Raw genomic sequence first — 13727 nt, forward strand, 5'->3', positions numbered from 1 at the left:
CAAACTTACGTATAAATGTTAAATGCTGCGGCTGGTAAGTTTCTCCGCCAGTTCGCGCCCGCCGACGTCCTCACGCGCGAGAATGAAGATAGTGTCATCACCGGCGATACAGCCCACGACGTCGGGCAAGCCAACACGATCAATGAACGAAGCAAGGTACTGCGCAGCACCAGCCGGCGTGCGCAGCATGGCAATATTCCCCGAGTAGTCATGGGAAACCACAAGCTCGTCGAGCATGCGACGAAGCTTCTCCCTCGGGCCATTGAGCTGGTCTTCGAATTGCTCCAGCTCTCCGCCCACGACATAGAAGGAGCGACCCCCATCCCGCTTGACCTTCTTGGCGCCCAGCTCATCTAGATCGCGTGACAAGGTGGCTTGTGTGATGTCAATGCCTTCGTCGAGAAGCAGCTCTGAGAGCTGCACCTGACTGGTCACTCGGGTACGGTCAAGAATCTCCAAAATCTTGGCTTGGCGTGCATTACGCGTCGTGGGCGTTGTAGTCATAAGAATTAATTCTCCTCCTGGTGAGCCAGAAGCCATACCAATAGCGCCTTCTGGGCGTGAAGGCGATTCTCCGCCTCGTCGAAGACACGGGACTGGGGGCCATCGATGACCTCAGCAGTCACCTCATTTCCGCGGTACGCCGGCAAGCAGTGCAAGAAGATAGCATCCTCTTTGGCACGGGCCATGGCCTCAGCGTTGACCTGATATGGCAGGAACGGGGTTCGGCGATCTTTTCCATCGTCCTCCTGCCCCATCGATACCCACGTATCCGTGATGACGACGTCAGCGCCCTCAAGTGCCGCGAGGGAATCTGTCACTGTCACGTCACCGCGCTGGCGTGCACGGTCAACAAACTGCTGCTGCGGCTGAAAACCTTCCGGAGCAATGATGACCATTTCCATACCAGCGGTGGCAAAGCCGAGCATGTAGGAGTTCGCCATGTTGTTGTTGCCATCGCCCAAGTACACGGCCTTGCGGCCGGCTAGGTCCCCGAAGTTCTCGCGGCAGGTCACCAAATCCGCCAGAATCTGGCACGGATGCAGGTCATCAGAGAGAGCATTCACGATGGGAACAGTGGAGGTTTCCGCCATGTCAAGGAGATTCTGGTGCGCATAGGTGCGCCACACGATGGCCTCCACGAAGCGGGATAGCACCGCAGCGGTGTCCTGGTAGGTCTCACCTTTGCCCATCTGGGTGGACTTGGTTTCGGTGACGATAGCGTGACCACCCAATGCGGCGATACCCGCCTCGAAGGAAAAACGCGTGCGGGTCGACGTCTTATCGAACAGCACCGCTACCGACTTCGGCCCCTCAAGCGGACGCGCGGAAAAGGGGTCCTGCTTGAGTTTCAGGGCAAGGTCAAGAACCTCGACCTGCTCCTGCGGTGTGAGGTCGTCATCAGCCAGGAAATGGCGTGGACTCATCCAACTTCCTCCAATACTTTATGCAGGCGGCCAACTGCCTGCGCGAGTTCGTCATCAGTAATCACCAGCGGCGGGGTCAATCGAAGGACCTCGCTGCTCGGGGCGTTGAGGATGAGTCCGTGCTGTAATCCCACGGCCGCAGCCTCCTTCGCCACCGGTTTATTTAATACAACACCTAGCATAAGCCCTCGCCCACGCACAGAAGAGACAACCGGGGAGTTTCCCACCTCGTGTGCCAACCACTGGCCTTTCCGCGTGACCTCGTTGAGGAAGGACTCATCAACACAATCCAGTACCGCCGCCGCGGCCGCGCAGGACACCGGATTTCCCCCAAAGGTGGTCCCGTGACTTCCAGGGGTAAATAGTCCCTGTGCGTGTCCTCGCGCAATCGTGGCCCCAATCGGCATACCAGCGCCCAAACCTTTGGCCATAGTAATAACGTCTGGGAGAACATCCTCGTGTTGGAAAGCAAAGAAATCCCCGGTACGTCCCACGCCGGTCTGGACCTCGTCGACGATCATGAGGATGCCGTGCTCGTCACACAGTTCACGCACAGCAGTCAAGAAGCCCTCAGGCGCCGGAATCACGCCGGTCTCGCCCTGTATAGGCTCTAGGATGATGGCGGCAGTGTTCTCTGGATCCTGCTCTACCAACGTAGTGAGGTAGTCAATATCACCATAGGTGTAGAACTCCACTCCGCCCGGAAAAGGTTCGAAGGCCTTACGCTTGCCCGGCTGACCAGTCATAGCCAGCGACCCCATCGTGCGGCCATGGAAACCGTGGTGCGCTGCGAGGATGCGGCGGCGCCCAGTCAGGCGTGCGAGCTTAAAGGCTGCTTCGTTTGCCTCAGCGCCCGAGTTAGAGAAAAACACGCGGGCATCGTTGTCCCCCAGCTTTTCGAGGAGCTTGGTGGCGGTTTCCACTACCGGTGCACTGGCAAAGAGGTTAGAAACATGCCCCAGCGTGGCTACCTGCGTACTTACTGCCTCCACGATGGCGGGGTGGGCATATCCCAATGAGCTCACCGCGATGCCCGCCAGCAGGTCGATATAGTCCTTGCTGTCCTCATCGGTGACTGTGGAGCCGCGACCGGACACCAAGGCAACCGGCGGAGTGCCGTAGGTGTTGCTCAGAACCTCGCCCCACCGTTCGGTAAGTTTCTTGTGCTCAGTCACTGTGTATCGTCCTTCCTAAAGACCGTCCCCTCGGGATAGTCCTCGCGCTTATACTCATTGGGCAGCACCATCGTTCCGATGCCGCCCATGGTGAGCAGCTCCAGAAGAACGGCGTGGGCAATGCGGCCGTCAATGACATGGGAGGCATTGACACCGCCCTCCACCGCCATCAGGCAGGACTCCATTTTGGGAATCATTCCAGAATCTAGTCCCGGCAGCAGGGTTCTGAGTTTCGCAACTTCAATCTTGGACACCAATGAATCGCGGTTAGGCCAGTCGGTATACAACCCTTCCACGTTGGTGAGAATGACGAGGCGCTCCGCGCCCAATGCCGTGGCTAGCGCACCTGCTGCACTGTCCGCGTTGATGTTGTAGACCTCGCCATCCTGGCCGGGCGCAATAGTGGAGACCACCGGTATCCGCCCGGCTTCGATAATGTCCATAACGGCTTCGGGGTTAACGTCCACAATCTCGCCCACCATTCCGATGTCAGTCGGCACGCCATCGACGTCCACGAGGCGCTTGCGGGCACTAAACAGTCCAGCATCCTCACCGGATGTTCCCACGGCATAGGGGCCATGGGAGTTGATGAGATTAACCAGACCGCGCCCCACCTGGCCAAAGAGCACCATGCGTACCACGTCCACAATTTCCGGCGTGGTGACCCGGAACCCACCTTTGAATTCGCCCTCAATGCCCAGCTTGCCCAGCATCTCGTTGATCTGCGGCCCACCTCCGTGCACGACGACGGGCTTCGCTCCTACGGTGCGCAGGAACACCATGTCAGCGGCAAAGGCTGCCTTCAACGATTCATCCACCATGGCGTTGCCGCCGTACTTCACCACGACAATTTTGTCGCGGTAATGCTGCAGCCACGGTAGTGCTTCCGCGAGCACAGTGGCGCGGTCCGCACTCGTCAATCCTTGAATCATCACTACTCCTCTGTTGGGCTCTACGAGCTGTACGCGGAGTTGATCTCCACGTAATCGTGGGAAAGGTCAGTAGTCCGCACGAAGGCCGAACCTGGGCCACCGGTGCCTAGATCTACGCGGACATCAATATCCGTCCCGGAAAGGTCCACATCGCGGGCACCGGGGGCACCGGTGGACCCAAGACACACCGCCTGGTCGTTGAAGAAAACCGAAATATTGTCTGGATCCATGTCAGCGTCTGCCATGCCGACTGCTGCAAGCACGCGGCCCCAGTTCGGATCAGAGCCGAACATGGCGCACTTGAAGAGGTTGTCGCGCCCTAAGGTACGCGCAGCGTTGAGTGCTTGTTCGTCATTAGCCGTGCCTTCCACCGTGATCGTGACGCGCTTGGTCACGCCTTCGGCATCGGCCTGCAGTTGATCCGCAATATCGGAGCACACAGCAAGAACCGCAGCGTCCAATTCCTCTTGACTTGGTTCGACGCTCGATGCACCCGAAGCCATAATGATGACCGTGTCATTGGTCGAGGTCGAACCATCCACATCCAACGTATTAAAGGTCAGGTCACATGCCTTGCGCAGCGCTGACTGAAGGGCTTGTGAACTGGCGGAAGCGTCGGTAGTCAGGCACACCAACATGGTGGCGAGGGACGGCGCCATCATACCTACGCCTTTGCCCATCGCACCTATGCTCCAGCCATTGCCGGAAAAGGTTGCTTCCTTGACCACCGTATCGGTCGTCATGATGGCCTCCGCGGCCGCGTTTCCATGTGCCTTTTCCGCACCGAGGTTGCCTGCCACATCTTCAATACCAGCCAGGACCTTGTCCATCGGCAGCACTTCACCAATCAGACCCGTCGAACATGCAGCGATGTCAGCAGCCGGGATAGCAGTTCGTTCGGATACCGCCGCCACCATGGCCGCAGCATCGTTATCGCCCTGCACGCCGTTGCAGGCGTTAGCATTTCCGGAGTTATAAATGACCGCCTGAAGTTGACCATTTGCCACCGCCTCACGGGAAAGCTTCACGGGGGAGGCAACCACACGGTTTCGGGTAAACACGGCTGCGGCATCATAATTGGGACCTTGGTTAATGACGAGCGCCATATCGGGCTTGCCAGAGGGCTTAATTCCAGCAGTTGTTGCTCCAGCAATGAAACCAGCGGGAGTGGTAATCATCAGTGTGTCTCCTTGAAAATGTGAGAGGTAGTACTCGAGGCTTTGCGGTGGGGCTTAAGGCGCCACGGCCGCTTGCGGAAGACCAAGAGTTTCATCCCACCCCAGGGTCAGGTTCATGCACTGGACGGCCGCACCCGCAGTGCCTTTGCATAGATTGTCCAGCGCGGCGGTAATAATCAGGCGCTGTGCTTTCTCATCCACGTGCGCTTGGATATGAACCATGTTGGTGCCGACGACGTTCTGCGTTTCCGGCTGCTTTCCTTCGTCCAACACGTGACAGAAGGGCTCGTCAGCGTAATAGTTACGGAAGACCTCATGGACGCTGCGCTTATCGACGTCCCCCTTGAGCGGCGCCGTGATCGTTGCCAGGATGCCGCGGGGCAGCGGGGCAAGGACGGGTGTGAAGCTCACCGATACAGTGTCGTCGGTGAATGGCTGCAAGTTCTGGACGACCTCGGGTGTGTGTCGATGGGTTCCTCCAGGCTTATAGGCTTTGAGGTTTCCCATGGTTTCCGCGCCCAGCTGGGCAACTGACGCCTTCTTTCCAGCTCCGGAAACGCCCGTAATCGCGATGATGGAAAGCTCTGGCTCAATGAGCTTCTTCGCCACTGCCGGCAAGGCGCCTAGGGTTATCGCGGTGGGGAAACACCCCGGCACGGCAACTCGGTTGCTGCTCTGAAGTTTCTCACGGTTGCCGGGGACCTCCGGTATGCCATATGGCCATGAGCCGGCATAGTCTCCGCCGTAGTAGGCATCCCAATCAGCTTTATTGCGCAGCCGGAAATCCGCTGCACAGTCGATCACAGTGACGGACTCCCCTAGCTGCCTGCCAATCTCTGCTGAGTGACCATGGGGCAGGCCGAGGAATACGATGTCGTGTCCGGCGAGAGTTTCTGGCGTGGTGTCCTCAATGACGCGGTCTGCCAACTGCGGCAGATGCGGCATGAGTTCAGACACGTGTTGCCCCGCGTTGGAATGCCCGGCAAGTGTGCCGATACGCAGTTCGCCGGAGAGATAGGCCGGGTGAGAGAGCAACAGGCGCAGGATTTCACCGCCTGCGTACCCTGTGGCTCCTGCGATTGCTACTGAAATAGTCATGGAGCTCACCCTAGCAAATAATGCAGTGGACCGTATGTTATTCAGCGAATCGGATCCCTGTTTATCTCATCTTAAGATCACCAACACCCGGAAATCACCACTTTGAGCGTGGATCTTTCCGGGTGTTGGTGAAGGAAAGGAAAGTCGAAAAGGGATAGGGAATGTATAAGGGGCGACTTAGAAGGCGCGGGAGGAGATGGAGCCCATACCTTCAGGGCCCGAGACCGCCTTCTTGCCGGCGTAACCCAAGTAGCCCTTGGGGCCCACAAAGTGCAGGCCGCCCTGGTTATCGGCCACGACGGTCACCTCGTTGAACTGGTGAATCTGGCCCGGCTGCAGGTGCTTGAACTGTTCAGCCACCATGCCTTGGTTCCAGCATCCGGCGTGAGAACGGCCGGCGTAGTAGCTGAACTGTGGAACCAACTCGTTCGGCGGGTTGCACTCTGGACGGGTTTCTCGTGCACCAGAGGAAAGGCAGCTGATGTAGGTGCCGTTGACGTTGGTGGCATCGCAGGTTACTGTGCCATCGGCGTTTGAAAAACCGTGTGTGGGGTTGGCTGAGGCCAAAGGCGCGACAGCCAAAGCACTGCCGATTGCGGCAGTGGCGGCAAGACGAGAAACAAATCGCATAGCGAGGATAATCCTTTCAGTGTGGGAAACGCTGTGCCGCTTAGCTTATGGCCCAGCCCACACCTGCGCCATGGGAAGGGGATCGCTCCCCGACCCTCGGCGTCCTCCGAGATTCTCCCGGCCGCCCCATACCAGCCGCTAGGGTTAAGCGTTAGGCGCGCATCTCAGCACCCAAGCGCTGCTTTGCCAGCTCAGCAGCGGCAAGTCGGTGCTCGTTAACCTCATCATCCGTCAGCGTGCGGTCACCGGCACGGAAGAGCAGCTGGAACGCTAGGGACTTTTTGCCCTCACCAAGCTGCTCGCCACGGAAGACATCGAAGAGTTCCACAGACTCCAGAAGCTCACCGGCGCCCTCTTCAACCACCAGGCGAACCTGCTCAGCGGGAGTCTCCTCATCGACGACCAGAGCAATGTCCTGATGCAGCGCCGGGAACGAGGACAGTACCGGTGCCGGGAACTTCTCATCCAGAGGCAATGCGGTGACGTCAAGCTCCATGGCACAAGTACGCGGCGGAAGCTCAAGCGCCTCGAGGACCTGCGGGTGCAGCTCACCTGCGTAGCCTACGATGTTCTCTTCACCGTCTTGTCCGGCCACCACGATGGCCGCACAGCGGCCCGGGTGCCACGGCAGTTGCTCCGCTGCCTTCACAGTTACATCGACGCCAGCGGCACGAGCCACCTGGCGGGCGGACTCGATGGCATCGGCATAGCTGTAAGCACGTCCTGCTCCCCACGGCCCCTCGTGCTCAATATTGCCGGTGGCCACCGTTGCCACGTGCAGCGGTTGCTCCGGCAAGGTATCCAGCAGCTCAGCCACAACCTCGTCAGACGGGCGAGATTCGACCGACGGCATCGGCGAGGCTTCTGCGCGCCTAAAGGCCACCTGTTGGAGACCAAAAAGCGCAAGGTCATGGCGACCACGGGCAACGTTGCGGGCAATCGCCTCCAGCATGTTGGGAAGCAGCGTTGTGGACAGCACTGCCTTGTCTGCTTCCAGTGGGTTCTGAACGGCAACGGTCCGACGGCGAGCATCGTCCTTATCCAGACCCCACGTATCAAAGGTGTCGTTGGCGACGAACGGTGACGGCAGCACTTCGGCATAACCTGCATAAGCCAGGCCGTGGCCGATAGCGCGGCGGCGCTTTTGTGCTGGGGTTAATCCGCGACCACCTGCCGGGGTAGGAAGAACGGTGGGAATATCCTCCAAACCTTCGAGGCGCAGAATTTCTTCGATAAGGTCCACGTCCATGCCGATGTCAGTGCGCCACGTCGCCGGGGTGACCTCGAGGGTCTCACCGTTATCGATGACAGTGCAACCGACCTCCTCAAGACGCGTCACGACGGTCTCGCGGGAGTACTCCACACCGGCGTACTCGCTGGGCTTGGTGGTACGTAGGGTAATGGGCTCGCGCTTGGCGATGTCCCCCACGAGCGTGCGGCCGGCTTCGATAGTGCCACCGGCGATCTGTTGCAGCAACGCGCAGGCTACGTCGAGGGCGATCTCCACAATGGCGGGGTCAACACCACGCTCAAAGCGGCGGGAGGCCTCCGACGACAGCTTGTGGCGACGCGAGGTACGGGCCACAGTAATCGGATCCCAGATAGCGGATTCGAAGTAGACGTCCGTGGTCGCATCGGAGACCTCGGAGGTCGTTCCACCCATCACACCAGCCAGGGACTGGATACCGTTGTCATCGCAAATCACCACATCACCGGCGGACAGCTCGCGTGTGACGTGGTCGAGTGTTTCGAACTTCTCCCCTTCCGCAGCATTGCGGACCACAAGATCTCCGCTCACGACGTTGGCGTCGAAGGCATGCATCGGGGCACCAAGGAGCAGCATGACGTAGTTAGTGACGTCGGTGGCAACGTTGACGCTGCGCTGACCGGACAACATAAGCTCGCGCTCCATCCAGAACGGGGTGCGTGCAGTCGGATCGATGTTTGACACCTTGCGCAGGCCAAAACGCTGGGCCTTAGTTTCGTCGCGCAGGTCAACGTCGATAAGCGTGCCCTGTGCCTCCGGAACTGCCGTGGTATCAACACCGGCCACGCTCGGGTCCTGAGCCACGTCCGGGAAGGTGAGATCGAAGGCCGAGGCAATTTCACGGCTAAGGCCACGGGCGGACAGCGCATAACCGCGGTCTGGGGTGATGTTGACATCGAAGACGGTGTCAGCCAAGCCGATAATCGGGCGGGCGTCCTGCCCTACCTTGTCCGCGACCTCATCACCAAGGACAATGATGCCATCAGCCTTCGGGCCGAAACCGAGCTCGGCGGCGGAACACATCATGCCATTCGAGATGTGGTCGTAGGTCTCACGTGCGGCAATCTTAAAGCCACCCGGCAGCTCAGCTCCCGGCAGAGAGACCACGACATAGTCGTTGAGACGGAAATTGCGGGCACCACAGATAATGCCCTGCAACTCACCAGTGCCGTTTGCCTGGCCAACGTTGACCTGGCAGTAACGGATTGGTTTCTTGAACTGGGTAAGTTCTTCAATCTCGACAACTTGGCCAATGACAAGCGGACCAGTGGTCTCCGGGAGCGCCTCGTAACCTTCGGTTTCAAAGCCCACGCGGACGAAGCCGGAATCGAGCTCCTCAGAAGACACGGTCCAATCAGAATGTGCGGAGCCTAGGATGCGGGTGACCCAGTCTTGGGAAATAAGCATTGTTTCTTCTCTATCCTTTCTGGGTTCTTATGCCTGCACACCGAAGGGCAGGGTGAAGCGGACATCGCCTTCGACCATGTCGCGCATATCGGTCAAACCATTGCGGAACTGCAATGTACGCTCCAGGCCCATGCCGAAGGCGAAGCCGGTGTATTCCTCCGGGTCGATGCCCACGGCACGCAGCACGTTGGGGTTGACCATGCCGCAGCCGCCCCACTCAATCCAGCCGGCGCCGCCCTTCTTGTTGGGGAACCACACGTCAATCTCAGCGGAGGGCTCAGTGAACGGGAAGTAGTTCACGCGCATGCGAGTGGTGGTCTCCGGGCCGAAGAGGACCTTGGCCAAGTGCTCCAGGGTGCCACGCAGGTGGGCCATAGTTAGGCCCTTATCCACGGCGAGGCCCTCCACCTGGTGGAAGACCGGAGTGTGGGTAGCATCCAGCTCATCAGTGCGGAAAACTCGCCCCGGGCAAGCGATGTAGAGAGGTACATCGCGCTCCAACATGGTCCGTACCTGCACCGGAGAAGTGTGCGTGCGCAGCACCTGCTTGGAACCTTCCTGGCCCACGTGGAAGGTGTCCTGCAGTGTACGAGCTGGGTGGTCCGGCTTGAAGTTGAGGGCGTCGAAATTGAAGTACTCAGCTTCCACCTCAGGGCCGTCAGCGATTTCCCAACCCATGCCCACGAAAATGTCGGCAATGCGCTCGGACAACGCGGTAATGGGGTGGAGTGCACCGGTCTGCGCGCGGGTCGTCGGAATCGTGACGTCAACCTTCTCCGCCTTGAGCTGGGCGGCGCGGGCCTGCTGCTCAAGGACTTCACGAATCTGTGAAAAGGACTTCTCTACCTTGCCGCGGGCCATGTTCACCGCGCGGCCAGCATCCTTGCGCTGATCCTTGGGCAGTTGCCCTAAGGACTGTCGGGCCTGCGGAATATAGCCGCTGTCTCCGAGGTGCTCGCGGCGGGCAGCGGTGAGCTCCTCAAGGTCATGTGCAGCTTCAAAGGCGGTGATGGCCTTCTGCGCGGCTGCCTCGAGGGCCTCTTCGGTCAATTCGATCTGAGGTGTGTCGGACACGTGCCTAAATTACCTTCTTCTCGCACGAAAACTAACGGCAGCCATCTTACCGTGCTGCCTGACTCGTGTGGCCACCAGCCCTCCTGCGATAACGAGGCTAGTTTGCCTGCTGCTTGGCGGACTCGTAGAGGCAGATGCTGGCTGCCGTAGCAAGGTTCAAAGACTCAGCGCGGCCGAGGATGGGAATGCGCACGCGCATGTCCGCCTCATCCTTGAGATCCCCCAAACCATGCGCTTCGTTGCCAAACAGCCATGCCGTGGGCTGTGACAGGTCTGCATCAGCTAGGTCTACCTCGCCATCGGCAGCCGTAGCTAGCACCTGCATCCCGGAAGCACGTAGTTTACCCAGCACGTCCTTGATGTTGGGGTCACGGGCTACAGGAATGTGGAAGAGCGAACCTGCTGAAGCGCGCGCTACCTTGCAGCCTAAAGGATCTACGGTTTCACCGGCGAAGATAACTCCATCAGCGCCCATCGCATCAGACGTTCTGATCAGGGTTCCCGCGTTACCGGGCTCAGAGGTCAGTACCGGGACAGATACCAGCTTCGGTTTTCCTGCCAGAATCTTGCCGGGGGTCCACAGAACTGGGCGGCACACTGCAAAGAGTCCAGTGCTCGTCGCCGTATCCGAGAGGTGTTTCGCGGCCTTGTCAGTAATCGGATGCACGTACACATCCATGTAGCTGCAGGTGGTCACGATGTGTGCGAAGCGTTCTGCAGCTTTCTCCGTCACGAAGACATCCGTCGCCGCCCCCGTTGACACGGCTGCGTCCACAGCGTTTTCGCCTTCAATGATGAAACGATCAGCCTTCCTTCGGTTGGCTGCGCGGTGTAGTTTGGCGGCGTTGACCACGCGTGGGGTGCGTTCAGTAAACGCGGACGAGAAATCTAGTTCCATAGCTTTGACGGTACCCACCGACCTTGGCATTGAAAAGTCCTTCTCTGCTCGCCTGGACTGCGCAAGAGCACTGGGAATGAGGAAGGGGGACGGTGCCGAGAACCGTCCCCCTGTGCAATCACACGTCAGGCTTAGCGCAAACCGACGCGCTGAGCCAGTTGTGTCAGTGCCTTTACGTTGACGTTAACCAAGCCTGTCTGCTGCGCAAACGCAGCGAGTGCGGCTACAACAGCGGCAAGGATTCCCATGCCTGTTGCCACACCGGCACCGAAGTTCTTGCTGCTTCCAGCATCCTTCCCTGGCTTTGGCTCCTTGAAGGGCTCGGAGGGCTTGTTGTCTTCAGACGGTGCGGGCTGAGGAGATTGCTCCGTCGTGGAATCCTCGCTCGGCTTGGCAGCGTCATTGGACCACCACTCATCAAAGACCAGATTGGCCACCGTGGTGTTGTCAATGAAGTCACCACGCACCGGGTCAGTTCCAGCAGCATGTGCCTTGATGTCCTCGGCACCAGCACCCTTGAAGAAGAATGGGACGAGCTGGTTAGTGTGCTGACCGGAGTACCAGCCGTGACGGGCAACCTCGTCCTTGGCACCTTCCATGGCGTTGAACTTGTTATCGGCCTGCGGGTTCTTCTCCGTCGGCACCTCATTAGCACCAGAGAGGTAGCCGGTTTCATGGTCAGCGGTGACGATGAGCAAGGTCTCCTCCCAGGAGGAGTTCTTCTCTACCCATTCGATGGCCGCATCAACAGCCTTGTTGAAATCCTGAGTCTCTTCAATATCGCGGACTGGGTTGTTGCCGTGACCAGTCCAGTCGATGGCACCGCCCTCAATCATGACGGAGAAGCCATCCTCGTCTTGGCCCAGAGCATTAAGGGCACCCGTGGTCATGGTGGGAAGATCAACGACATCATTGAGCTCATCCGAATAGGGTGCCTCTGCCTCGCCCGTGCGGGAATTCTGAAGGGTAGAACCTATCGGCGCGATGACCCAGTATTTCTTGTCGGGTTCAACATCGCCTTCGGCCATGCTCTTGAAGTCATCGTTGGATTCGAAGTAGTTCCAGTCCAGCTTGCCTTCAGAGAGCTTGGCGTAATCCTCCTCGTAAATGAAGCTGTAGTCTGGAGTATCAAGCTTCTCGTGGTCATTGTTGTAGAAGGGGTGGCCGGCCGCCATCACGAGGTCAAGATCACTGTTCAGCATCTCCTTGGTGATGTCCTGCAGCTTGTCGCGGTCCATGTTGTGTGCTGCCCATGCAGCAGGTGTGGCCTCAGAGTAGGCAACACCAGCAGACTTCCCCTGCTTCTTGGCGCGCTCGGACATGTTTTCTTCCTTCATGCCGTAGTGCGACATGCCGGGTCCTCCGCACAACGCACAAAGCCCACCGCCTCCAGACAATGGGAGCGGTGGGCTCGATAATGCTTCTACGGCAGGCGCTTAGGCAGCCTTCGGAGCGTTGACGTCCTCCGGCAGTGCGGCCTTTGCAGCCTCACACAGAGCGGAGAAAGCCTCGAAGTCGTTGACAGCCAGCTCAGCGAGCATCTTGCGGTCAACCTCGATCTCAGCCAGGCGCAGGCCGTGGATGAGGCGGTTGTAGGTGATGTCGTTCATACGAGCAGCAGCGTTGATGCGCTGGATCCACAGCTTGCGGAACTCGGACTTACGGGCGCGACGATCGCGGTAAGCGTAAGTCATGGAGTGCAGCCACTGCTCCTTAGCCTTGCGGTAGAGGCGGGAACGCTGGCCACGGTAGCCCTTGGCGGACTTCAGAATCGCGCGGCGCTTCTTCTTGGCGTTAACTGAGCGCTTTACTCGTGCCACAGTAATACTTCCTTATCTTGATTGTGAGTGTGTGGGGATGGGGAGTTCGGCGCTGACTATGCGCGGCCGAGGAGGCGCTTGATGCGCTTGGTGTCTGCCTTGGCAACGTCCTCGGTGCCCTTCAGGCGACGGGTACGCTTGGACGGCTTGCCCTCGAGGAGGTGGCGGCGGTTAGCCTGCTCGCGGCGCAGCTTGCCGGAGCCGGTCACCTTGATGCGCTTGGCGGTGCCCTTGTGAGTCTTCTGCTTCATGAGAATTAAATCCTTAAATCCTAAGTGGAGCGTGGTCTACTTCTTGCCTTTGCGGACAGGTCCCAGGACCATGGTCATGTTGCGACCATCCTGCTTGGGGCGCGACTCCACAACGCCAATCTCTGCGACGTCGTCAGCCAAACGCTCCAACAGGCGGAAACCAAGTTCCGGACGCGATTGCTCACGGCCTCGGAACATGATGGTCACCTTGACCTTGGAACCCTTCTCCAGGAAGCGCACCACGTTGCCCTTTTTGGTCTCGTAATCGTGATCATCAATCTTCGGACGGAACTTCTGTTCCTTCACCACAGTTTGCTGCTGGTTCTTACGGGACTCGCGGGCCTTTTGAGCCTGCTCGTACTTAAACTTGCCGTAATCCATGATTTTGGCTACGGGCGGCTTCGCGTTCGGTGCCACCTCGACCAAGTCAAGGTCGGCTTCGTATGCGAGCTTGCGAGCATCGTCAGTGCGGACGATGCCCACCTGTTCACCACCGGGGCCAACAAGACGGACCTCGGGTACTCGGATGCGCTCATTAATGCGAGCTTCAGCGCTGATTGTGGTTCTCCT

General features: G+C 58.9%; 14 protein-coding genes. All 14 read right to left on the minus strand.

All coding sequences use genetic code 11. From position 1 onward, the window contains the following. Window positions 1-18: 18 nt before the first annotated feature. Window positions 19-504, minus strand: coding sequence for an arginine repressor (locus tag I6J26_RS00510; protein ID WP_115022293.1), 486 nt, complete (start codon window positions 502-504; stop codon window positions 19-21). 5 nt (window positions 505-509) lie between these two features. Further along, complete coding sequence (gene argF, locus I6J26_RS00515; RefSeq protein WP_115022296.1) at window positions 510-1427, minus strand: ornithine carbamoyltransferase; 918 nt, start codon at window positions 1425-1427, stop codon at window positions 510-512. Next, complete coding sequence (locus I6J26_RS00520) at window positions 1424-2602, minus strand: acetylornithine transaminase (RefSeq protein WP_115022299.1); 1179 nt, start codon at window positions 2600-2602, stop codon at window positions 1424-1426. The genes argF and I6J26_RS00520 overlap by 4 nt, the downstream gene beginning before the upstream one ends. Continuing rightward, complete coding sequence (gene argB / locus I6J26_RS00525; protein ID WP_115022301.1) at window positions 2599-3534, minus strand: acetylglutamate kinase; 936 nt, start codon at window positions 3532-3534, stop codon at window positions 2599-2601. Before argB ends, I6J26_RS00520 begins: the two co-directional genes overlap by 4 nt. 20 nt (window positions 3535-3554) lie before the next feature. Beyond that, window positions 3555-4712, minus strand: a complete 1158-nt coding sequence (gene argJ / locus I6J26_RS00530) for a bifunctional glutamate N-acetyltransferase/amino-acid acetyltransferase ArgJ (protein ID WP_115022304.1) — start codon at window positions 4710-4712, stop codon at window positions 3555-3557. Window positions 4713-4766: 54 nt separating this feature from the next. Further along, window positions 4767-5810 (minus strand): N-acetyl-gamma-glutamyl-phosphate reductase, encoded by a 1044-nt coding sequence (argC, locus tag I6J26_RS00535; protein WP_115022305.1) that lies wholly within the window; start codon window positions 5808-5810, stop codon window positions 4767-4769. A gap of 177 nt (window positions 5811-5987) precedes the next feature. Beyond that, window positions 5988-6440, minus strand: a complete 453-nt coding sequence (locus I6J26_RS00540; RefSeq protein ID WP_115022306.1) for a hypothetical protein — start codon at window positions 6438-6440, stop codon at window positions 5988-5990. Window positions 6441-6591: 151 nt separating this feature from the next. Further along, a complete protein-coding gene (gene pheT, locus I6J26_RS00545; protein WP_115022307.1) occupies window positions 6592-9114 on the minus strand; it encodes a phenylalanine--tRNA ligase subunit beta in 2523 nt (840 codons plus the stop codon). A gap of 27 nt (window positions 9115-9141) precedes the next feature. Further along, the gene (gene pheS, locus I6J26_RS00550) at window positions 9142-10188 is read right to left on the minus strand and encodes a phenylalanine--tRNA ligase subunit alpha (RefSeq protein ID WP_115022308.1); all 1047 of its coding nucleotides are present in this window, start codon (window positions 10186-10188) and stop codon (window positions 9142-9144) included. A gap of 97 nt (window positions 10189-10285) precedes the next feature. After that, a complete protein-coding gene (locus tag I6J26_RS00555) occupies window positions 10286-11086 on the minus strand; it encodes a TrmH family RNA methyltransferase (protein WP_115024355.1) in 801 nt (266 codons plus the stop codon). A 131-nt stretch (window positions 11087-11217) separates the two neighbouring features. Continuing rightward, the gene (locus I6J26_RS00560) at window positions 11218-12438 is read right to left on the minus strand and encodes an alkaline phosphatase (RefSeq protein ID WP_239121803.1); all 1221 of its coding nucleotides are present in this window, start codon (window positions 12436-12438) and stop codon (window positions 11218-11220) included. Between the two features lie 84 nt (window positions 12439-12522). Beyond that, entirely contained in the window at window positions 12523-12906 is a 384-nt protein-coding gene (rplT, locus tag I6J26_RS00565; protein WP_039675591.1) for a 50S ribosomal protein L20, read from the minus strand. Between the two features lie 56 nt (window positions 12907-12962). Continuing rightward, the gene (gene rpmI, locus I6J26_RS00570; protein ID WP_039675593.1) at window positions 12963-13157 is read right to left on the minus strand and encodes a 50S ribosomal protein L35; all 195 of its coding nucleotides are present in this window, start codon (window positions 13155-13157) and stop codon (window positions 12963-12965) included. A 36-nt stretch (window positions 13158-13193) separates the two neighbouring features. Further along, the gene (gene infC, locus I6J26_RS00575; protein ID WP_082013933.1) at window positions 13194-13715 is read right to left on the minus strand and encodes a translation initiation factor IF-3; all 522 of its coding nucleotides are present in this window, start codon (window positions 13713-13715) and stop codon (window positions 13194-13196) included. Between the last annotated feature and the right edge of the window lie 12 nt (window positions 13716-13727).

The sequence above is a fragment of the Corynebacterium minutissimum genome, assembly GCF_016889765.1.
GTDB classification, from domain to species: domain Bacteria; phylum Actinomycetota; class Actinomycetes; order Mycobacteriales; family Mycobacteriaceae; genus Corynebacterium; species Corynebacterium minutissimum_B.

Coding starts and splice junctions, on each gene's coding strand:
- I6J26_RS00510 (WP_115022293.1), bottom strand. CDS start 504: ATGACTACAACGCCCACGACGCGTAATGCACGCCAAGCCAAGATTTTG.
- I6J26_RS00555 (WP_115024355.1), bottom strand. CDS start 11,086: ATGGAACTAGATTTCTCGTCCGCGTTTACTGAACGCACCCCACGCGTG.
- I6J26_RS00560 (WP_239121803.1), bottom strand. CDS start 12,438: ATGTCGCACTACGGCATGAAGGAAGAAAACATGTCCGAGCGCGCCAAG.
- argC (WP_115022305.1), bottom strand. CDS start 5,810: ATGACTATTTCAGTAGCAATCGCAGGAGCCACAGGGTACGCAGGCGGT.
- argB (WP_115022301.1), bottom strand. CDS start 3,534: ATGATTCAAGGATTGACGAGTGCGGACCGCGCCACTGTGCTCGCGGAA.
- I6J26_RS00540 (WP_115022306.1), bottom strand. CDS start 6,440: ATGCGATTTGTTTCTCGTCTTGCCGCCACTGCCGCAATCGGCAGTGCT.
- rpmI (WP_039675593.1), bottom strand. CDS start 13,157: ATGAAGCAGAAGACTCACAAGGGCACCGCCAAGCGCATCAAGGTGACC.
- argF (WP_115022296.1), bottom strand. CDS start 1,427: ATGAGTCCACGCCATTTCCTGGCTGATGACGACCTCACACCGCAGGAG.
- argJ (WP_115022304.1), bottom strand. CDS start 4,712: ATGATTACCACTCCCGCTGGTTTCATTGCTGGAGCAACAACTGCTGGA.
- pheT (WP_115022307.1), bottom strand. CDS start 9,114: ATGCTTATTTCCCAAGACTGGGTCACCCGCATCCTAGGCTCCGCACAT.